Genomic DNA, 20,657 nt, shown 5'->3' with positions numbered 1-20,657 from the left:
TTACAAAATTCTCTTAAAGATGGTATCGTTTTTTATAACATATCTTCACTAGAAAGGAATAAAGGATATGCTAACTAAACATCGAATTCTATTTATTGGTGCTGGTCGTATGGCAGAAGCTATATTTTCCGGATTACTTAAAACAAGCAAAGAATACATCGAAGAAATTATCGTTTCTAACCGCAGCAACGTAGAAAAGTTAGAACAATTACGAGCGCAATATAATGTGTCTACTGCAACAGATTGGAAGCAGCATGTTACATCTGTTGATACGATTGTTTTAGCAATGCCACCTTCTGCACATGAAGAATTATTAGCAGAATTATCTCCGTTACTATCGAATCAACTTGTCGTAACGGTAGCTGCTGGCATTGGCCCATCTTATTTAGAAGAAAGACTTCCCGGAGGAACACCTGTCGCTTGGATTATGCCAAATACAGCTGCTGAAATTGGAAAGTCTATCTCCTTATATACAATGGGACGATCAGTAAACGAGATGCATCAAGAAACCCTACAACTGCTTTTAAGAGGCATTGGTACTTCGCAACTTTGCACTGAAGAAGAAGTTCATCAGCTTACCGCAGTTACTGGAAGTGCACCTGCTTTCCTTTATTACTTTGCTGAAAGCTTAATTGAAGCAACCAAAAGTTATGGAGTCGATGAAGCAACCGCAAAACACCTTGTCATTCAAATGATTTCCGGCTCTGCTTCTATGCTTGAACAAACACAAGATCCAGCTAACCTCCGCGAACAAGTAACAACACCAGGTGGTTCCACAGCTGAAGGTCTCAAAACTTTATATGAATATAATTTTTCAGAGGCAATTCAAAAAGCAGTAGAAGCAACAAACAATAAAGCTAAGGGGAAATAATATGAATTTAACAAGTTTAAAAGACTATACAACATTACATAACGGTGTAAAAATGCCTTGGTTCGGTTTAGGTGTTTTTAAAGTAGAAGATGGTTCAGAAGTAATTGAATCTGTAAAAGCAGCAATTAAAAATGGCTACCGCAGCATTGATACTGCAGCAATCTATCAAAACGAAGAAGGTGTTGGACAAGCGATTCGTGAATCAGGTGTTTCACGTGAAGAATTATTTGTTACATCAAAAGTATGGAATAGCGATCAAGGATATGAAACAACACTTCAAGCATTTGAAACTACATTAGAGAAATTAGGTCTAGAATATTTAGATTTATATTTAGTACATTGGCCTGTAAAGGGGAAATATACTGAATCATGGAAAGCGTTAGAAAAACTTTATAAAGATGGCCGTGTTCGTGCTATCGGTGTGAGTAATTTCCACATTCACCACTTACAAGACGTATTTGAAATCGCTGAAATTAAACCAATGGTCAATCAAGTGGAATACCACCCACGTTTAGCACAAGAAGAATTACACGCTTTCTGTAAAGAACATAACATCCAGCTTGAAGCTTGGTCACCATTAATGCAAGGACAACTACTTGATAACTCAACATTACAAGACATTGCGACAAAATATAATAAATCAACTGCACAAATTATTTTACGCTGGGATCTACAAAACGAAGTTGTAACCATCCCTAAATCTATTAAAGAACATCGCATTATTGAAAATGCAAATATATTTGATTTTGAATTAAGCGCTGATGACATGAAAGCAATTCAAGCTCTTAATGAAGACCGTCGCGTCGGTCCAGATCCAGATAACTTTAACTTCTAATAGAAAAACCACTGCCATATGCAGTGGTTTTTTTCATTTAAGAAAACTGAAAATTTAAACTATATTTCATTTGGTTGACACTTCATTATCCAAGGTGTAAGATTTTGAATTATCAAAGAAACACAAAAATTAATAAAGTTTATTCGTTTACTCATTGTATCAAGAGAGGTGGAGGGACTGGCCCTTTGAAACCTCGGCAGCAGGTTCATTTTGAATACTGTGCCACTTCCTGCAAGCTTTATGCTTGAAAGATAGAATGAGGGACTTCGTTTATATACGGGTGCATAACTTGTACGTAAAAATCCCTCTTTCTCAATACGAAAAGAGGGATTTTTTATTTTTCATTTCCCTCATCATCATCCAAACTTAATTATTTAGGAGGAAAATCAAATGAAAAAGAAGTTTGTACCCGGTATTGCATCAGTTGTAGGAGTAAGTATTTTATTAACTGGTTGCGGTAGTTATAAAAACGAAGCAAGCGGAGCAAATGCAAAAGACGAGGCACCTAGTACACAAGTTTTAAACTTATCTTCACCTACTGAAATACGAACAATGGATACAGCTCGTGCTACAGATACTGATTCTGGTCAAGTAATGAGGAACGTATTTGAGGGTTTGTATAATCTTGGTGAAGGTAACAAACCTGTCCCTGGTGTTGCAAAATCTCATGAAGTAAGTGGCGATAAGACGAAATACACATTCCATTTACGAGATTCAAAATGGTCAAACGGCACTCCTGTTACAGCGAAAGACTTTGTCTTCGCTTGGCAAAGAGCTGTTGATCCAGCAACAGCCTCTGAATATGCATTTCTATTCTTTGATATTAAAAATGCAACAAAAATTAACAACAAAGAACTTCCAGCCGATCAACTTGGTGTAAAAGCAATTGATGACCATACGTTTGAGGTAGAATTAGAACGTCCTGTTCCGTACTTTATTAGCTTAACAGCGTTCCCAACATTTCTACCAATTAACGAGGAATTCTTTAAATCACAAGGTGATAAATACGCTTTAGAAGACAATACAATCTTATACAACGGAGCTTTTACACTAAGCGATTGGAAGCATGAGCAAAGCTTTAAATTTAAGAAAAACCCTACCTATTGGGATAAAGATACTGTCAAACTGGAAGAAATCAATTTTAACGTCGTAAAAGAAAAATCTACAGAAGTAAATTTATTCGAATCAAAACAATTAGATCGTATCAAACTAACATCTGACTTCGTTGATAAATATAAAAAAGATGCTAACTTTAAAGAACGGCCAAACGTAGGGGTACAGTTTCTACGTATGAATCAACAAAACAAAGTACTTCAAAACGTTTCTGCACGCCAAGCAATCGATCAAACGATTGATCGAAAATCCTTTGTAAATACGTTATTAAATGACGGCTCTACACCAACCTCTAGTCTCGTGCCGAAAAACTTTGCAAAAGGACCTGACGGAACAGATTTCCGTGCTGCAAACGGCGATTTAACAAAAGTTGACACAAAATCTGCTCAAGAATTATGGAAAAAGGCAAAACAAGAACTTGGGTCTGAAAAAATAACGTTAGAACTATTAACAAGTGACGGTGACCTTGAAAAGAAAACTGGTGAATTCTTAAAAGGACAACTCGAAAAGAATTTAGATGGCTTAACAGTAAATATAAAGCCGCAACCACGTAAACAACAAGTTTCACTTTTATTAAAAGGTGACTATGAAATTGGAATTGACGGCTGGAGCCCTGACTTTGCGGATCCAATTACATTCCTTGAGCTATTTACAACGAATAACCCTTACAACTTAGATCATTACTCTAATAAGGAGTTTGATGAAACAATAGCAAAAGTGAAAACCACTTTAGCCGGTGATGAAAAAGCTCGCTGGGAAGCATTACTAGCATCCGAGAAAATATTATTTAAAGACTCTGTTATCGCTCCTCTTTACCAAAAAGGCGAATCTTATTTAGAACGTTCTTATGTGAAAGGGATTGTGCAAGTAGACTTTGCAGGTCAATTAAACTTCAAATGGGCAAAAATCGAAAAATAAAGCGAAACTTTAATCAGTGGTTTTTTCTTCATCCCCCACTGATTATTAGCCCACACCAATTGTTTTTTTAGCAAAACATATTAAAAGCAGATTCCCTAATACGAGGAAATCTGCTTTTTTAATATATTATTCTAAGAAATTAACAATCTATTTTTATTATTGACATATAGTTCTTTTCAGTGTTAATATTCTAAATAATCAAAGAAACGAAATATTTCACCATCAAAATATAACGTCTACTACGTTGAAACATATAACGATAGATTATAGTTCAACATGTATATACATATAGAACACCTGATTACCTACACACACATATCTATAATAGGTTTTCTCTTCTTCTATAGCTACAATTCAAAACGTGGACATTACGACGTTACGAATAACACATTTAGGGAGGAACGAACAATGAAGAAAAAAGTTGTACCTGTTGTTGCATCTGTTTTAGGGGCAAGTCTATTACTAACTGCTTGTGGGGGAAATAAAGATCATGCGAGCGGAGCAAAAGCAAATGATAAAGCACCTGATAAACAGGCAATTAACTTATCATTCGCTTCAGAAATTCCAACAATGGATGTTGCAAAAGCAACGGATGGGGAATCCATGAGCGTAATGCGAAATGTTTTTGAAGGTTTATATGCACTGGGAGAAGATAACAAACCAATTCCTGGTGTTGCTGAGTCGGTTGACGTTAGTCCCGATAAAACAAAATATACATTCCACCTGCGTGATTCAAAATGGTCAAATGGTACTCCTGTTACAGCAAAGGACTTTGTCTTCGCTTGGCAACGTGCCGTAAATCCTGATACAGCAGCTGAATACGCATTTTTATTCTTCGATATACAGAATGCGAAACAAATAAATCAAAAACAATTACCGGTTGAGCAATTAGGTATTAAAGCTCTTGATGACAAAACTTTAGAAGTACAACTAGATCGTCCTGTTCCCTACTTCTTAAGTTTAACGACATTCTCAACATTCTTACCAATTAATGAGGAGTACTTAAAATCTCAAGGTGATAAATACGGTTTAGAAACAAATCATTTAATTTACAACGGTGCTTTCACATTAGATAACTGGAAGCATGAACAAAGCTTCCAATTGAAGAAGAATCCTAACTATTGGGATGCTAAAACGGTAAAATTAGAAGAAATTAACTTCAATGTCGTTAAAGATAAATCTACAGAAGTTAATTTATATGACTCAGGACAAATCGATCGCGTTGCTTTAACTGCGGAGTTTGTTGATAAATATAAAGGAGATCCAAACTTCAAGGACCGCGCTGAAGTTGGTATTCAATTCTTACGACTCAATCAAAAAAATGAAACATTAAAAAATCGACATGCACGCCTTGCTATTAACGGAGCAATGAATAAAAAAGCATACGTAGAAACAATTTTAAATAATGGTGCTGTTCCAGCTGAAGGAATGGTTCCTGCGAAATTCGCGAAAAGTCCAGAAGGTACTGACTTCCGTAAAGAAAATGGAAACCTAGTCAAAGATGATGTAAAAACAGCAAAAGAAAACTGGAAAAAAGCGAAACAAGAACTTGGTACTGACAAAGTAACAATCGAACTATTAACAAGTGATAATGCTTTAGCTAAAAAGACTGGTGAATATTTAAAAGGTGAACTAGAAAAGAATCTAGACGGATTAACAGTGACGTTAAAACCACAACCACGTAAACAACAGCTGAAACTACTATTAAGTGGTGACTATGAAATCGGTATTGATGGCTGGGGCCCTGACTTCGCGGATCCAATTACATTCTTAGATTTATTTACAACAGATAGTGCTTATAACTTCGATAAATACTCTAACAAAGAGTACGATGCGCTCATTCATAAAGTGAAAACAGATTTAGCTGGCGATGAAAAAGCACGTTTTGAAGCAATGAAACAAGCTGAAAAAATCCTATTACAAGACGGCGCTGTCGCTCCTTTATACCAACAAGGTCGTTCTTACCTACAACGCGGATTTATTAAAGGGCTTGTAACAACTGACTTCGGTGGTGAATTTAACTACAAGTGGACAGAAGTTGCAAAATAATAAAATAAAAAAGGTATCCAATCGCAGGATACCTTTTTTATTTTATACTTCTTTAACTACATAGCTTCTTCTCTTTACTATTCCTTTTATAGATACAGTAATTACTGCTATCAATTGTGTAACTAATATAATGATTAATAATGAAATAATATTTTTCTCTAAACTTACTCCCCCAAATATTATTGCATAATAGCCATTCGCTGCATATGTTGCGGGAAATAATTCACCGATTGTTTGATATGTTTTAGAAAGCATCTCATGTGGTACAATTACACCCGAACTTACAAGTTGTAACGATAGTAAAATTATATTAAAGATCATACCTGCATTTCCGAAAACAGTTATGAACATTTGTTTTAATGAAAGAAAGGGGAAGAAGACTATTGTCAATAATCCTCTTCCCCTTCTTTTTGCATCGAACTAAAACTCATCATAAATATAAACATAAACATAAAATATGTTCTCCACGTCAAAGAAGGTATATGCCCTGACCAAAGATAGCTAATTAAATAGTTAATTCCCGTAATACAAGACGATACTACTAAACTAATACTTATTAGTTTTACATATTTGAGCATATCTTTTCTCCTTACTTTTCTATCTCTTCAAATTGCAGATTTACTGGCTCTTCTAGTAGTGTTTCATAAAAATTTTCCGCCAAATCTGTTGAAAGAATTTTTTCATCCACTTCATCAAATCGAATACTATCTAGCCACACACAACCTTCCCCTGATAATAAGACACCAAATGCTATACCAAGTGCTCCTTCTTTTATATCTAATACAACCGAGTACGATTGCCAGTTATTCGTATTTTTAATCGGGCGATTTTGCATATTATCCATAGCGAGTGGTTCTGTATCTTTTCCGTCTACTCGCATCCACAATCCTGCCCAATCTCTTACGTTCTCACTCTTAACAAATGCTGTTAAACGTAATCTTTTACCTACGTATTTATCCGCTTGAAACATTTGCATTAATGTTGAAAATCCTCCATGTGTAACATTCTCTTTTGCCTTTATGTATGCAGATACTTTTCCTTGATGGACAACTTCATAATCTAAACCCATCTCATATTCAGCAGGATGACTTCCACTTAAGATCCATCCTTTCGGTATACCTTTTTGCATTGAAATACCCTCTCTTTCTATATAAAATGACTGGAAGTACTTTCGATATTTCTTCGGTGGCAATTGAAACATTCTTTTAAAAGCTCTCGTAAATGCCTCTTGTGAGGAAAAGCCGTATTGTACTGCAATATCAATAACAGCTCTCTCCGTTGACACTAAAACTTGCGCAGCATGAGTTAACCTTCTCTTTCGAATATAATCCGTTACACTCATCCCAATATACCTTTGAAAAATACGATGAAAATGGTACATCGATACCGCACTGTGAGAGGCCACTCTTTCTGTTGTAAGCTCCTCATGTAAATTCTCCTCTATATATTCAATTGCTTTTTTTATCATCTCTTTATACTCTTCATGCATTTTAGCACCTCCTCACAACCTTAATTTACCATATACATACAAATCATTTTTGATTTAAATTGCGGATTAAACTTTGTGGCTACCAGTTAATAATTTATTTTCAACACATACATAATTACATGATTTTGGGAAAAACTTGTATAGAACGAATTTACATAAGGAGGAAATTATAATGAGAATTTTACTATCAGTTTTATTAGCACTTATGCTAGTACCTGTATTAACAGGATGTAAAGCTCCTGCAAAAGAAGACACAACTTCTAATAAAAAGACTACAGAAGAGGCAAAGAATGAAGCTCCTGCTGATTTAAAACTAAACTTCAATGAATTTGATTTAAAGGCAGACTACCAAGATACAAAGAAAGACTACGAAGCAGACTATAAAAATGTAGCAGCAGATAAGAAAATGGAAGCAAAAATTGAAGATCATAAAGCAGATGTAAAATTAACAGGAGACGAGGCTATTACAAAATTAAGCCCACTTCTACAAGAATTAAAATTTAATAAAGATACTCCTGATCAAGAAGTAATTGATCAAGTAGTAAACGTGTTCAAACTTGATAAAGACTACCAAAAGTTCGATTTAGAAGTTGTCTTCTCTGATGGAACGAAAAAAGAATATAAAAGAGAAATAAAATAAAGAAGTAGGCGGTTGCCTACTTCTTTATTTTTGCATATCTTAAATCTGGTTTAGATCCAACATAATATTGAAGTAAAGATACCGATTCTTTTTGTAAATAAGAATCAGAAGGGAATATAACCGGAATTAATGGTGAATCTGTAAACATAATATCTTCTGCTTTATGCAGTAAGTCAAAGCGCTTATCTTCATCTTGTTCAACTTCTGCTTCTTTTACTAAAGCATCAAATTCTTTATTATGCCATTTTGCATAATTGTTTGGACCATCACCTGCATATAAATCTAATTTAGTAATTGGGTCTAATAGAGAACCGCCCCATCCCATATAAGCTAATTGGAAATCACTTTGCTTATATGTGTCAATGTAACTCTTCCATTCTTTATTTTCTAATTTAATATCTACGCCAAGATTTTTCTTAAACATTTCTTGCATTGCTTCTGCTACTTTTTTATGTTGTGTATCTGTAGTGAATTTTAATGTTACTTCAGGTAATGTAGACCAGCCTTGTTCTTTCATACCTTCTTCTAGTAATTTTTTCGCTTCTGCTGAATCAAATTTAACGTAACCACCTTTTTCTTTACGGAAATCACGGCCACTTTGTGTTTTTGCTCCTTCTGGAACGAATGCATTCGCTTCTTGTGCATTGTTTTTATACAGTTTTTCAACGATAAACTTACGATCAACTGCTAATGAGAATGCTTTACGTACTTTCGCATTTGTGAATGGCTCTTTTTCTACGTTAAACGAATAAATATAAGATGAGAATCCTGCAACACGCTTATATTCTTTATTTCCTTTTTCTTTCTCAATCATCTCTTGTGGTAAACCACTTAGTAAATCTAATTCTTTTGATTTGTATAATTGGTACGCTGTTTTAGAGTCCGGAATAATACGAAACTCAATTTCTTTTAATGTTACCTTTTTATCGTAGTATTCTTTATTTTTTTGTACTGTAATTGCTTGGTTATGCTTCCATTCTTTTAACGTGAATGGTCCGTTCGTAATTAACTCTTTTGGATCTGTTTTTAATTTATTATTATCATCAATTGATTTTTTAGATAATGGAATAAATAATGAACTTGCTAATTTTTGTTTAATAGAAGACACTGGGTGCTCAAGTGTTATCTTTAATGTTTGAGGATCAACAACTTGAATACCAACTTGGCCTTCTTCACCTTTTCCAGTATTATACGCCTCTGCACCTTTAATAAAATACATTTCTGTCGCATTCATAGAACCTGTTTTCGGATTTAATAATCGCTTCCATGCAAATTCAAAATCACTTGCTGTAATAGCAGAACCATCTGACCATTTAATATCTTTCTTTAAATGAATTGTATATTCAGTTCCATCAGTATTTACTTCTTCTTTCTCTGCTAATTCATTTTGATATTTCCCATAACTATCTTGCGTATATAAGCTTGAGAATAAATGTCCAATTACATAACCTGACGTGCTATCTGTTGCAATAGCGGAATCAAGTGTATATGGATCGCTACCAATATTCGTTACTAATCGATCTCCTTCTCCCTTACCAGCACTCGCCTTTTGCGTCTCTTTCTTACCGCAAGCGACAGAAGTAATTGCTAAAACAGTCATAATGACAAACAGTAAAACCTTCTTCATCTTACATTCCCCTTTACCCTGAAATTTTTGGTGTTGATGCTAATAATGTTTTTGTATAAGAATGTTGTGGATTACGGAATACTTCATCCGTATCTCCAAATTCAACAAGTTCTCCTTTATATAAGACAGCCACTTTTTCACATAAATAGTGAACCATCGGTAAATCGTGCGCGATAAATAAATATGTATAGCCTTGTTCCTTTTGGATTTTTTGCAACAGATGTACAATTTGAATTTGCAATGAAACATCTAATGCTGAAATTGGTTCATCAAGAATCAATACTTCTGGCTCACACAATAATGCTCTTGCAATAGCGATCCGTTGTCGTTGTCCTCCGCTAAATTCGTGCGGATAGCGATTAATATATCGTCTATCTAACCCAACACGCTCTAGCGCATCACCCGCGACTTTATCTTTCAATCCTTTATCACCGAGTCCGAATGAAATATATCCTTCTGTTACGCTATCGCGTACTTTCCAGCGCGGATTTAATGCTGCTGTGGAATCTTGAAAAATAAACTGTACTTTCTGTAAGAAATCACGCTTATGAGCTGCCTTCAACTTGTGAACGACTTGACCGTTATAATTAATTTCACCAGACGTTGGTTTCTCAATCCCAGCTATGAGCTTACCAAGTGTTGTCTTTCCAGAACCACTTTCTCCAATAATGCCAAGCGTTGTTCCTTTCGGAATAGAAAGTGTTATATCTTTTAACGCTGCGATTTCTTTATTTTTACTTCCATATGTTTTCCTTACTTGCTTTACAGTAATTAAATCTGTCGTCATGAGGCGTTCACCTTCTCTTTTGATTTCACTTCGTTATGCTCAAGAACATGCTGCCAGCAATGTGAACTATGCTCCCCAGAATATGTTGTTCTCTCTGGAAAACGATGAATACATTCTTTGACTGCTACCGGACAACGATTTACAAAAGGACAACCAAAACTATTTAACGTCTCAATGGAAGGTGTCGTTCCTTCGATTGCACGTAATACTTTTTCGGTATCATCCATATTCGGAATTGCTTGTAATAAACTTTTCGTATATGGATGTTTAGGAGAACCTATTACTTCCTGTATCGTTCCTTTTTCAACGACACGCCCTCCGTACATCACAACTACTCGATCTGCTACTTCACGTACAAGTGCCAAATCATGGGTAATTAATAAAATACTCGTATTTTGTTTTTCTTTTCGCTCTTTTAATAACCCCATAATTTGCTTTTGAATCGTTACATCTAATGCAGTTGTAGGCTCATCTGCAATAACGAGCTTTGGTTGACACGCAAACGCAATTGCTAAACAAATACGTTGCCTCATACCTCCGCTTAATTGATGTGGATACTGTTCAAAGCGTTTCTCTGCTTCATGTATCCCTAAATCATTTAATAAGTTAATTGCAATTTTTTTTGCCTCTTTTTTCGATTTCTTTTCGTGTTGCAAAATCACCTCTGTAATTTGCCTTCCCACCTTCATCGTCGGATTTAAAGATGAAAGTGGGTCTTGAAAGATAAAAGAAATATCTTTCCCACGAATTTGATTCCATTCTGATTCCTTTAAATTCGTTAATTCCTTTGATTGGAAAGATACATTTCCATCATCAATGTGAATCGCTTCTTGATTTAAGCCAATAATGGATTGTGCTGTAACGCTTTTTCCTGAACCACTTTCTCCTACAAGTGCAACTATTTCACCTTCTTTAATAGAAAAGGAAACATGCTTCACAATCGCTTGCTTACTAGTCTCTTTTTCAACGGCTAACGTTACGTTTTCTAAAGATAAGAGCTGTCCCATGTTTTTTCTCCTTTCGATTCCGTTTCACGATTTTTGGATCAATTGCATCTTGCAAACCATCACCAATCGCATTAAATGCAAACATGATAAGTGCAATCATGATTGCCGGGAAGAATAGTTGCCACCACTCTCCGCTTAGTAATGTCCCGAGTGCATCGTTCGTCATCGTTCCCCAACTCGCTGCTGGTGATTGCACTCCAAGGCCAATAAAGCTTAAAAATGATTCTGAGAAAATAGCTGCTGGAATTGTAAATGATAAATTCACGATAATAATCCCCGTTAAGTTCGGAATTAAATGCCCATATATAATTTTCATATGAGGCGTGCCTAATCGCTCTGCCGCAATAACAAACTCTCTTTGTTTTAAAGACAAGACTTGAGCTCGAATGAGACGTGCCATTCCAATCCAGCCTGTTAATGCAAGAGCGATAATGATGGTAAAAAGACCTGGTTTCATAACGATTAATAATAAAATAACAATTAATAAATATGGGATACCGTATAATACTTCAATTCCTCTTATAATCCACTCATCAATTAACGTTCCAAGACGATTACGTCCTCTCACATATCCACTAAAGCCACCGATTAGTACACCTATCCCTATATCAAGAGCTGCTGCTACCAATCCAACCGTTAGTGAAATTTTCCCACCAGCCCAAGTACGTGCCCATATGTCCCTACCTAAATCATCTGTTCCGAACCAATGCTCACTACTAGGCGGTAAGTTTGTTGCCTCTTTTACTTGCTCACTCGCAGTAAATGGCGTTAAACTTTCACCAATAAGAGAAAATACAATGATTAGTAATAATGTTACTGATCCTAAAACTGCGATTGGATTCGATATAAACTTACGAATCACTTCCTTTTTTCGGCTAATTGTCTGCTGATCTTTATTTATCGTTAGTTCTTTTTTCTCCTCATTCGTTAATAGCTGTTTATCAATTTCATAAGCTCCCATTTAAATATCCCCCCTCCTTACGTAATAGAACGAATACGCGGATCCACAATGCGATGAATAATATCTGTAATGAAAATACAAGAAATTAATAATGCACTATAGAAAATCGTTGTTCCCATAATCACCGGATAATCTCGATTAAAAATACTATCTACAAAATATTTTCCTAGACCAGGAATTGAAAAGATTTTTTCAATAACGAAAGTCCCTGTTAAAAGTCCAGCCATTAATGGTCCAACAAATGTAAGTACTGGAACAATCGCATTTCGAAGAGCATGTCTTATAATAATCTTATTAATTGGTATACCTTTCGCTCTTGCTAGCTTAATATAATCACTCTGCAATACTTCGATCATATTAGAACGAACAAATCTTGTAATAACCGCGATTGGACCTAGCGCCAATGCGAAAGATGGTAATACCGTATGTTCGACTGTACCCCAAGAGGCTACTGGTAAGAGCTCGAATTGGATAGCAAATACTTGTATAAATAATGGTGCTAAAATAAAGCTTGGAATAGATATGCCGAGAATTGCAAGCAAACTCACACCATAATCAATTACTCTCCCGTGATAGAGAGCTGCAAATGTGCCTGCTGCAATCCCAACTAACAATGAAATAATAAGTGCTTGTAAACCAATAATCGCTGATGGACCAAATCCTGTCGTTATAATCTCTGATACGCCTTGCCCCGTCGATTGAACGGATTCACCAAAATCAAAATGAACTACACCGTCTAAATAAGCAACATATTGATTCCATAACGGTTCATCAAGATGATACTTCGCCCTCATGTTTTGTATCACTTCTTCAGGAAAGATTTTCGCATCTGATGAAAATGGATCTCCCGGAATAATATGCATAATTAAAAATGTCACTGTCGTAATAACCCATAATGTGAAAACCATAACTGATAGTTTTTTAACAACAAACACTCTAATAACCCCCTAAACTTATAAATTTACTTTGTTTTACTGACGTATCTTTCCCATTACTCCCTTTTCTCTTCTTAAAATACAAAAAGCCTTGATCTTAAAAAATAAGATCAAGGCTTAATAAACGAAGGCCCATCACTTATCTTTCAAGACTTGCTTGCTGGAATTAGCACGGTGTTCCTGTTACAGAACCCGCTGCTGAGGTGTCATAGGGCCAGTCCCTCTACCTCTCTGGATAAGTAAATTGCTATATTATTATTTGGTTCAAATTGTATATTTTGAATTATAATTCTGAAAAAATGAAAAGTCAATCAAATTGGATATATTTAGAAAAATCAGTTTTCTGCGGCGTTAGTTATTGAAATTACAATCTTTCGCTTATAATAAAAAGAAATTGTATTAAAGGAGTTATAAGATGGCTCCCTTACTTCTTGCTACTATAGGATTACCATTAACAATCGTAATACTTGTCATCATCGGCTTCTATAATCTCTTTATTAAAAAGAAACGTATCACTTCTTTTTATACTCCATTCGATAATATTACCGGACAAACAATCTCTGCATTTCACGAAGAACAGAAGGTATTAGTATCCGAGGATGAAGACGGAGATGGTAAGAAGAAAAAATAACCTTGCGCGTACGCAAGGTTATTTTTTTGCCTCTGTTTGAAAACGCTTATAGTATGTTGATGCTGTTGCAAAGTTGATTTCTATATCACGAATCAATGATGAGTCTTCTTCTTTAGCTAACTTCTGTAATTTTTTCATTGCTTGTTCCGATTCATTCAAGAAACCAGCGTATACCTCATGTTCTTGCTCTTTCGACTTTGGAACACGAATTTCTTTACGTATATTATCAATATCTTCTAACATGCCTGTTGTTACCGTTTGTACGTCTTCCTTATATTTAGCGTTCGTTATTTCCTTACCGCCCTTTTCTTTTGCCACTTCAAACAACTGTAACGCTTTATTAATTTCTTTGTTCATCTTCACGTCGTACTTTTCATGTACTTCGCGATATGTTTTCATCTCTTCTGTTTGCTCAGTAGATTGCTCTATCTTTTCTTTCGGTTCTTTCGTATCTTTATTTCCATTACATCCTGCTAGAAGGATCATACTTCCCATTACAGCAATACCCAAAACCTTCTTCATCTCTTTTTCTCCTTTTATCTACAGCTATTACTCATTATAGTTTCTTTTATCTCCACTTGTTATTATACCGAGAACGCCCTACTTTTTACACTTAAGACGATGCCTTAATATATATACCAACATTTTTGTCACAGTATCGTCACTTTATGCAAATAACTTTTGCATTACCTTACGAAATTGTATGCGTTATTTCCAAAAATAAAAAAGAGCCGATTCAAAAAATATTTGAATCAGCTCTTTTTTTATTAAACTTCTAAATTTTGTCTTTGTTGCAGTTCAAACTGCTTCTCACTTCTTCTGGCCATAAATAGATAACATAACACAGCACCAATTTCACAAAGCGCTATCACAACCCCCATCGGTAATGCGGTATTGCTTCCACCAATACCTACTAATGGTGCAACAAGTGCTCCTGAAATGAACTGTAATAATCCTAATAAGGCCGATGCTGTTCCTGCGGCTTGTTTCTGATTTCTCATCGCTAACGAGAAACCAGTTGTTGAGACAACCCCAACACTTGATACAACAAGGGATAATGAACATAAAACACCAATTAAACCGATTCCTAGTACGATTGTCAGTAATAAAGATAGGCCACCAACAGCTGCGATAATAATACCAGCAACAAATAATGTCTTCTCATTCACTTTCCCTGCTAAACGACCCGTTACCTGACTAGCAATAATAATACCGATACCGTTAATCGCAAAGAATAAACTAAATTGCTGTGGTGATGCTCCGTATATATTCTGCAACACAAACGGTGATCCCGAAATGTATGCAAACATTGCCGCCGTTACTAGTCCTTGTGACAATGCATATCCCATAAACAGACGATCCTTTAACAGTTTTCCGTACGTCGCTAATGTCCCTGACAAACCACCTGTTTCTCTTTCTTCAGGAGGTAATGTTTCACGTAATACAAAAGTAGCTGATATTAACATAAATACACTAATTGCTCCAAGAACGATGAAGACACCGCGCCATGTTGTGAACTGTAGTAATTGTCCCCCAATAATCGGTGCTAAAATAGGCGCTGCTCCGTTTACTAACATGAGCAACGAGAAAAACTTTGTCATTTCAGAACCTGAATACATGTCACGTACCATTGCACGTGATATAACAATCCCAGCCGATCCTGAAGCTCCTTGTAAGAAGCGTAATAACACTAAACTCCAAATAGATGGTGCAATAGCACAAAGTAAAGAAGAAGCAACATAAATAATAAGAGCGATAATAAGAGGTTTGCGCCTTCCGTAAATATCACTAATTGAACCGACAAATAATTGTCCTACTGAAAGCCCAAGTAAACAAGCTGTCAATGTAAGCTGCGCAAGGGATGCACCTGTCTGTAAATCATCCGTTAATTTCGGTAAAGAAGGCAAATACATATCAATAGATAATGGCCCAATCGCCGTAAGTGTCCCTAGTACAAGAATCATCCATAACCTATTTGTCTTTACAGGTTTATATATTTCTTGATTAACTCCATTCACTTTTTCCGTTCACCCTTTCCTATAACTACTGAATCGTAACAATTATAGTTACAACATAAACATACGTCAAGTATAGTGCATTTTCCTGTTTCATACTGTAAAAAAAAGCGATAGAATTGCTATCGCTTCACTTTTTCAAATTGCTATTTGTAAATTTAGATACGGAAGACATCGCCTCTCCTGTGTCTAAATATGTGATTTGAATTGGATCTCCCACTTCTGTAAACATAGAATACGGGAATTTCTTCACCGGTATCATAAATACTTTTTGTTCATTCTCTAACAGTACATACACAATTGTATTTTCACCTGATTTTTCTTTATATACACGTTGTACAACGCCTTCTTTTTGTGCTTCTTTACCATTTGAAGTTGGTCTAAATGAATCTCCACTTCCGCTTAGCGCATTTTTATAATTCTCAAGCGCTTCTTTTTGCGTCGAACCTGTTGCAAATATTTTCGCATTAGAAGCATAGATAACTGTGTGAGCACGTACTAATCCTCCGTCATCAATAACAGGTACAATCCAAGAAGGTTTACCATACACGTTATAAATAACCGGCATCGTTCCATGCCATTTCTCTCTCTTAAAGGAATTATCCACTACTTCCGAAGCAGCTGAACCATCCATAATCCCCTTCACTTCTTTTCCGTTATAGTAATACAACTTACCTGTACGCGCATCGATAAGCGAGTAACCTAACGCAGAATCTACTCCCTCTTTCGGAGAGGTGAAATCAGTAAAGTAATATAACGTTCCATCCTTACCAAAGATTGGTGTAACTCCTTCTTTCGTTCCCCACTCAGTCGGAATCTTCATATCCGTTTGCGAAAATTTCGTATTCCAAAATCCGTGAATATATTTACCGAAGTACGTATTTAATGTAGATGCGGTCTCGTGATTTAATACACCATCAACAAATTTAGGCGCTTTTCCTTTATCATATCTGTTCACTTCACCTGTTTGTGCATCTACTACTACAACGCCCTCTACCTCAAATCCAGATCTTCCTGAAATAAATTCACCATACGTCATTGTATAATACGGTTTCCCTTTATCATCAACTTCGAATTTAGGTTTCCCTTTAAAAATCAAATCCGGTTCTGCTTTTCGAACGACACGTTCTAATTTATTACCAAAAAACATGCTCGGCACATATTTCATTTTATAACCAAGATGCAGTTTCGCTTCCGCATCAGGATTCGTACCTGACATCGTTACGTACCCTGGAATTGTCTCAGCTTTACGTGCTTTAAAAAAGCCTGAAACTTCAATCGGTGCTACATATAAAGCCTCACCATTTACCATTTGTGGCGTTAATTCCCCTAGCTCAAAATAAGCTACTTTCGGAATATCCCCAAATACTTTTTTCATTTTATTCTCCGCTGTCTTTGGCGGCACTGTAAACGGTTGATCATTTTCAGTAAACGGCTCTGAAATATCTTTCTCGACCTTCACAACAGAATCATATTTTTTTTGCGTGATTACTATATCGTGCAAATAACCAAAATAGCCGTAACTTGCGAGTAAAACAAACATTAGAAGTCCCTTTAACGTACCTTCTAATTTCCCTATTTGATTTTGTGAAAATAAAACAAGCCCAATTAAAACTGCTACTGCAACGGCATAATGAGTAAGAATCGAATCTACTCGATCATCGATTAGCCAAAGATATTCGTAGATTGCAATACCTATCCAAAATAATACAGGAATAACTAAAATGGATGATTTCTTACCCTTTACAACCTTCTCATCCCCTTTCTTATCCACTGCTCGAAGTTTACTACCGCTTCTTGTCCATGGAATCAAAAACAAAGTGAGAATAGCTAAAATTAAAAATTTCATCAAAGGCAATGTCCCCTTTTCTTTTATTTTCCCTTTTAGTATAACAAATAAAGGATATTCAGGTAAAAATGAGGGTGATTATATTTTTTTACTACTTAATACAATCCCACTCACTACATATAAGATAGATGCAATATAAAAAATGGTGCCAATCGTAAAGAAATCTACTAAATATCCCGTTGCAATAATTGCTACTGCTCCTCCAATCGATGTCCACACATGATATTTTCCAATCTCATAACCAGCATTTTCTTGCACAACCTTTCGTGCTAACGACGTCTTCTCGGTATTACGCTGCACAGCACCTAAAACTCCCATTAAAATTTGAAGAATGTATACATGCCATATTTCTGTTGCAATCGGGAAACAAAGCATTAACACTGCCATGGACCAAGCATATATAATTAATAATTTTCGATCGCCTACTCGATCAGACATCTTTCCTACTAATGGATATACAAGTGCTGAAGTTAAAGCAAATAAGCCATACGCCCAGCCAAACTGCGAGAAGCTATTCCCAACATTCCGAAGCAATAGAATATAAAAGGGAAATACCATACTTCCCGCCATCATAATTATGCTTTGTGACGCTACAAATCTTCTATATGTCATTTCGTATACTCCCTATAAAATAAATTCACAAATCTCTCTTTTGGATCCGCTTCTTTTTTCCTCTGAAGAAATTCTTCTATACGAGGATATGCCCTCTTTAACTGCTCCTTCGTTGGATACGAATAATACGGTAAATAATAACTACCATTATGTTTTAAAGTAACATCAATCATTTTCTGAATGACATCTTCTGTTTTCTTTATTTCACCCTCTGAGCGTCCTTGGTTAATTAAAAGAACTAGCGCAAACATATCATCTTTCGCATAGGATAAAACTGCATTTTCATTCTTTTCCACATAACGAATCGTAATATTGAGCAAATTAAACTCTTCTTCATTTAATACGTTACGTAAATCATCTATGTATTCGGTGAAGAAATCTATAGGCACAAAGTATTCTTGTAACACTTCTGTTCTATTCGGATTTTCATATTCCATAAAGGCACTATCTGACCTCATAACGTTATTTCGCGTCTCATACGTTCCATCTGTACGTTCAAAATAACTTCTTTGTATATCCCAAAATGTATTCTTTCCCCAATCGCTATAACGGGATAATCCGAGTGAAAATTTCGGTGCAGCTATAATAGTTTCCTCTTTTAATTCACTGTACTCTTCCCTCATATTTTGATTTTTCGCCAATGTATAATCTGTCACATACATCTCTTTTAAAAATGAATTGGGGGCAACAGAAATACGGGCTAAGTGCATACGAACATTTTCATCTCTTTTCACTTTATCTTTGAAATAAGACGTGTATTCTTTATAATCTATCATTCTCGTGTGCATTTCATATAATTCATCATCAGTTAGCTTTAATGTCACATCTAAAATGACACCGAATAACCCGTAACCACCTATGACATATGGAAATAACTCTGCATTTTCTTCTCTACTTACATTACGCACCGTACCATCTGCCATTAACAATCTAAACGACTCTACTGTATCAATCAATGCTTCATGACGAATATCACGCCCATGTACATTTACACTTAATGAACCACCAACAGTAAAAATGTTTTGAGATTGCATTACTTGAACCGCAAGACCATATGGATTGATTTTCTTTTGAATGTCATTCCATGTGACACCGCTTTGCACCCTAATCCTCTTCTCCTCCGGATTAAACTCTAATATTTCATTATACCCTTTCATATCAAGCATCGTGCCGTTCGGATAATACGTCTGTCCTCCTTGGCTATGTTGCATACCTGCAATGGAAATTTTCTCTCCGGAAGTATTTGCATCTTTCACTACCTGTTTTAATGAACGTTCATCCTCAACATTTTCAACACGTTTAATTTTCGTTGGAAGCAACTTTCCTACATCGCTCATAATAGGGTGCTTTAGTTGCTCTTTATATGTATTTATAGATGTCGCAAGCAACACTGTATAAGCTACAATGACCACCGCTATCTTTCTTTTTTTCAAATGACACTCTCCTCTTCTACAGTTTTACCTCTTCATATTGTACCTATTTTCCTATGAAGAAAGTATACAAAAAAGAGGGCACCTTATTTTAGGTCCCCCTCATCAAAACTATTACTTTGCTGCCGGCAATTGTATTGGGTCAAACTTTTCGTACGACGTATATTTTGCGTTCGTAATAATGTGTGCTTTATCCTTGCCGTTACTACTCATAATCATGTCTATCTTTGCTGATTCATATTTAAAATCTTTTGTAATGATATATTCTGCATCCACTTCTTCTATCTTCGCATTTTGTGCTTGTAACATTTTCTTCTGTGTTTCATCCATGCTAGTTAACATACTTTCTGTTTCTTGCCCTTTTAATGTAAATTTCAGTTTATATTTATCTCCGCTTTTCTCCATCTTCATTTTATCTAAAACTACTGCTGGTACTTCTAACTTATCTATAATATCTTGAGTCGCTTTCATTCCACCAGCATTTAATTGCTCCTCTGGTACGGTTATAACTTCTCCTGTATTAGGGTTTTTCACCTCACCAGCAACTTTACCATCCACAGTATACACTACAACATCTGTACCGGAAATATTCATTTCAGAACGAGAATTCTTTGTCTTTGGCTCTAATTGCATCTTAGCCTTTAATATATCCATCTCTGTTCCCTCAGCTTTTACCCCTACACCATATGTCATCGTTACATGCTCTTCATTTTTAAAAGCTTCGTTCGTTTTCTTGAAAACATCCTTCGCTGCTAATTCCTTTTCTTTTTGAACTGATTCTTTTTTCGGTTCATCCGTCCTTGCTGTTTTCTCATTACTACATCCTACCCCTAGACTGATTGCAAGCACTAAACCTGAAATAAAAATAGTTTTTTTCATAATGTCGCC

At 35.6% G+C, this 20,657-nt stretch carries 20 protein-coding genes and 2 riboswitches; of the genes, 6 read left to right on the top strand and 14 right to left on the bottom strand.

Going from position 1 to position 20,657, the window contains the following annotated elements:
* Positions 1-67 precede the first annotated feature (67 nt).
* From proC to J0835_RS01110, 4 genes are all read left to right on the top strand, one after another.
* On the top strand, positions 68-871 hold the full coding sequence (gene proC, locus J0835_RS01125; protein ID WP_087979161.1) for a pyrroline-5-carboxylate reductase: 804 nt from the start codon (positions 68-70) through the stop codon (positions 869-871).
* Between the two features lies 1 nt (position 872).
* Entirely contained in the window at positions 873-1,706 is an 834-nt protein-coding gene (locus J0835_RS01120; RefSeq protein WP_087979160.1) for an aldo/keto reductase, read from the top strand.
* A gap of 153 nt (positions 1,707-1,859) precedes the next feature.
* A riboswitch (SAM riboswitch) is annotated at positions 1,860-1,964 on the top strand.
* A 132-nt stretch (positions 1,965-2,096) separates the two neighbouring features.
* Complete coding sequence (locus J0835_RS01115) at positions 2,097-3,737, top strand: peptide ABC transporter substrate-binding protein (protein WP_087979159.1); 1,641 nt, start codon at positions 2,097-2,099, stop codon at positions 3,735-3,737.
* A gap of 408 nt (positions 3,738-4,145) precedes the next feature.
* A complete protein-coding gene (locus tag J0835_RS01110) occupies positions 4,146-5,786 on the top strand; it encodes a peptide ABC transporter substrate-binding protein (RefSeq protein WP_087979158.1) in 1,641 nt (546 codons plus the stop codon).
* A gap of 42 nt (positions 5,787-5,828) precedes the next feature.
* Here the strand turns inward: J0835_RS01110 and J0835_RS01105 are convergent, their stop codons facing one another.
* From J0835_RS01105 to J0835_RS01095, 3 genes are read right to left on the bottom strand one after another with little or no spacing between them, the layout of a single operon-like run.
* Entirely contained in the window at positions 5,829-6,176 is a 348-nt protein-coding gene (locus J0835_RS01105) for a hypothetical protein (protein ID WP_140386637.1), read from the bottom strand.
* A complete protein-coding gene (locus J0835_RS01100) occupies positions 6,173-6,364 on the bottom strand; it encodes a hypothetical protein (protein WP_087979157.1) in 192 nt (63 codons plus the stop codon). The genes J0835_RS01105 and J0835_RS01100 overlap by 4 nt, the downstream gene beginning before the upstream one ends.
* Before the next feature lie 11 nt (positions 6,365-6,375).
* A complete protein-coding gene (locus J0835_RS01095; RefSeq protein WP_087979156.1) occupies positions 6,376-7,275 on the bottom strand; it encodes a helix-turn-helix domain-containing protein in 900 nt (299 codons plus the stop codon).
* Between the two features lie 172 nt (positions 7,276-7,447).
* On the opposite strand from J0835_RS01095, the gene J0835_RS01090 reads away from it, so the two are divergent.
* Positions 7,448-7,915: a YusW family protein gene (locus J0835_RS01090; protein ID WP_087979155.1), complete on the top strand. Its 468-nt coding sequence runs from the start codon at positions 7,448-7,450 to the stop codon at positions 7,913-7,915.
* Between the two features lie 16 nt (positions 7,916-7,931).
* Here the strand turns inward: J0835_RS01090 and J0835_RS01085 are convergent, their stop codons facing one another.
* Genes J0835_RS01085 through J0835_RS01065 form a run of 5 tightly spaced genes read right to left on the bottom strand, consistent with a single transcriptional unit; the run spans position 7,932 to position 13,232 of the window.
* Positions 7,932-9,542, bottom strand: a complete 1,611-nt coding sequence (locus tag J0835_RS01085) for a peptide ABC transporter substrate-binding protein (protein ID WP_087979154.1) — start codon at positions 9,540-9,542, stop codon at positions 7,932-7,934.
* Between the two features lie 13 nt (positions 9,543-9,555).
* Positions 9,556-10,329: an ABC transporter ATP-binding protein gene (locus J0835_RS01080; RefSeq protein ID WP_087979153.1), complete on the bottom strand. Its 774-nt coding sequence runs from the start codon at positions 10,327-10,329 to the stop codon at positions 9,556-9,558.
* Entirely contained in the window at positions 10,326-11,336 is a 1,011-nt protein-coding gene (locus tag J0835_RS01075) for an ABC transporter ATP-binding protein (RefSeq protein ID WP_087979152.1), read from the bottom strand. The genes J0835_RS01080 and J0835_RS01075 overlap by 4 nt, the downstream gene beginning before the upstream one ends.
* A complete protein-coding gene (locus J0835_RS01070; RefSeq protein WP_087979151.1) occupies positions 11,293-12,297 on the bottom strand; it encodes an ABC transporter permease in 1,005 nt (334 codons plus the stop codon). Before J0835_RS01070 ends, J0835_RS01075 begins: the two co-directional genes overlap by 44 nt.
* Before the next feature lie 17 nt (positions 12,298-12,314).
* The gene (locus J0835_RS01065) at positions 12,315-13,232 is read right to left on the bottom strand and encodes an ABC transporter permease (protein WP_087979150.1); all 918 of its coding nucleotides are present in this window, start codon (positions 13,230-13,232) and stop codon (positions 12,315-12,317) included.
* Positions 13,233-13,368: 136 nt separating this feature from the next.
* Positions 13,369-13,474, bottom strand: a riboswitch (SAM riboswitch).
* 173 nt (positions 13,475-13,647) lie between these two features.
* Between J0835_RS01065 and J0835_RS01060 the strand changes: the two genes are divergently transcribed.
* Positions 13,648-13,863 (top strand): DUF3951 domain-containing protein, encoded by a 216-nt coding sequence (locus J0835_RS01060; protein WP_087979149.1) that lies wholly within the window; start codon positions 13,648-13,650, stop codon positions 13,861-13,863.
* Between the two features lie 18 nt (positions 13,864-13,881).
* Here the strand turns inward: J0835_RS01060 and J0835_RS01055 are convergent, their stop codons facing one another.
* From J0835_RS01055 to J0835_RS01030, 6 genes are all read right to left on the bottom strand, one after another.
* A complete protein-coding gene (locus J0835_RS01055; RefSeq protein WP_087979148.1) occupies positions 13,882-14,385 on the bottom strand; it encodes a hypothetical protein in 504 nt (167 codons plus the stop codon).
* A 245-nt stretch (positions 14,386-14,630) separates the two neighbouring features.
* Complete coding sequence (locus J0835_RS01050; RefSeq protein ID WP_087979147.1) at positions 14,631-15,881, bottom strand: multidrug effflux MFS transporter; 1,251 nt, start codon at positions 15,879-15,881, stop codon at positions 14,631-14,633.
* 127 nt (positions 15,882-16,008) lie between these two features.
* Complete coding sequence (locus tag J0835_RS01045; protein WP_087979146.1) at positions 16,009-17,727, bottom strand: DUF3981 domain-containing protein; 1,719 nt, start codon at positions 17,725-17,727, stop codon at positions 16,009-16,011.
* Between the two features lie 78 nt (positions 17,728-17,805).
* Positions 17,806-18,339 carry an MFS transporter gene (locus tag J0835_RS01040; RefSeq protein WP_087979145.1) on the bottom strand — a complete coding sequence of 178 codons (534 nt, stop codon included), beginning with the start codon at positions 18,337-18,339 and terminating at the stop codon, positions 17,806-17,808.
* Positions 18,336-19,772 carry an FAD-binding oxidoreductase gene (locus J0835_RS01035; protein ID WP_140386636.1) on the bottom strand — a complete coding sequence of 479 codons (1,437 nt, stop codon included), beginning with the start codon at positions 19,770-19,772 and terminating at the stop codon, positions 18,336-18,338. The genes J0835_RS01040 and J0835_RS01035 overlap by 4 nt, the downstream gene beginning before the upstream one ends.
* Before the next feature lie 111 nt (positions 19,773-19,883).
* Positions 19,884-20,648 carry a hypothetical protein gene (locus J0835_RS01030; RefSeq protein WP_087979144.1) on the bottom strand — a complete coding sequence of 255 codons (765 nt, stop codon included), beginning with the start codon at positions 20,646-20,648 and terminating at the stop codon, positions 19,884-19,886.
* Positions 20,649-20,657 lie beyond the last annotated feature (9 nt).

This window comes from Bacillus cereus group sp. Sample62 (assembly GCF_036851315.1).
Lineage (GTDB): Bacteria > Bacillota > Bacilli > Bacillales > Bacillaceae_G > Bacillus_A > Bacillus_A wiedmannii.
Note: the sequence above shows the minus strand (reverse complement) of the source record. Positions and strands in the feature narration are given on the sequence as shown.

Coding starts and splice junctions, on each gene's coding strand:
- proC (WP_087979161.1), top strand. CDS start 68: ATGCTAACTAAACATCGAATTCTATTTATTGGTGCTGGTCGTATGGCA.
- J0835_RS01120 (WP_087979160.1), top strand. CDS start 873: ATGAATTTAACAAGTTTAAAAGACTATACAACATTACATAACGGTGTA.
- J0835_RS01115 (WP_087979159.1), top strand. CDS start 2,097: ATGAAAAAGAAGTTTGTACCCGGTATTGCATCAGTTGTAGGAGTAAGT.
- J0835_RS01110 (WP_087979158.1), top strand. CDS start 4,146: ATGAAGAAAAAAGTTGTACCTGTTGTTGCATCTGTTTTAGGGGCAAGT.
- J0835_RS01100 (WP_087979157.1), bottom strand. CDS start 6,364: ATGCTCAAATATGTAAAACTAATAAGTATTAGTTTAGTAGTATCGTCT.
- J0835_RS01095 (WP_087979156.1), bottom strand. CDS start 7,275: ATGCATGAAGAGTATAAAGAGATGATAAAAAAAGCAATTGAATATATA.
- J0835_RS01090 (WP_087979155.1), top strand. CDS start 7,448: ATGAGAATTTTACTATCAGTTTTATTAGCACTTATGCTAGTACCTGTA.
- J0835_RS01085 (WP_087979154.1), bottom strand. CDS start 9,542: ATGAAGAAGGTTTTACTGTTTGTCATTATGACTGTTTTAGCAATTACT.
- J0835_RS01080 (WP_087979153.1), bottom strand. CDS start 10,329: ATGACGACAGATTTAATTACTGTAAAGCAAGTAAGGAAAACATATGGA.
- J0835_RS01075 (WP_087979152.1), bottom strand. CDS start 11,336: ATGGGACAGCTCTTATCTTTAGAAAACGTAACGTTAGCCGTTGAAAAA.
- J0835_RS01070 (WP_087979151.1), bottom strand. CDS start 12,297: ATGGGAGCTTATGAAATTGATAAACAGCTATTAACGAATGAGGAGAAA.
- J0835_RS01060 (WP_087979149.1), top strand. CDS start 13,648: ATGGCTCCCTTACTTCTTGCTACTATAGGATTACCATTAACAATCGTA.
- J0835_RS01055 (WP_087979148.1), bottom strand. CDS start 14,385: ATGAAGAAGGTTTTGGGTATTGCTGTAATGGGAAGTATGATCCTTCTA.
- J0835_RS01045 (WP_087979146.1), bottom strand. CDS start 17,727: ATGAAATTTTTAATTTTAGCTATTCTCACTTTGTTTTTGATTCCATGG.
- J0835_RS01040 (WP_087979145.1), bottom strand. CDS start 18,339: ATGACATATAGAAGATTTGTAGCGTCACAAAGCATAATTATGATGGCG.
- J0835_RS01030 (WP_087979144.1), bottom strand. CDS start 20,648: ATGAAAAAAACTATTTTTATTTCAGGTTTAGTGCTTGCAATCAGTCTA.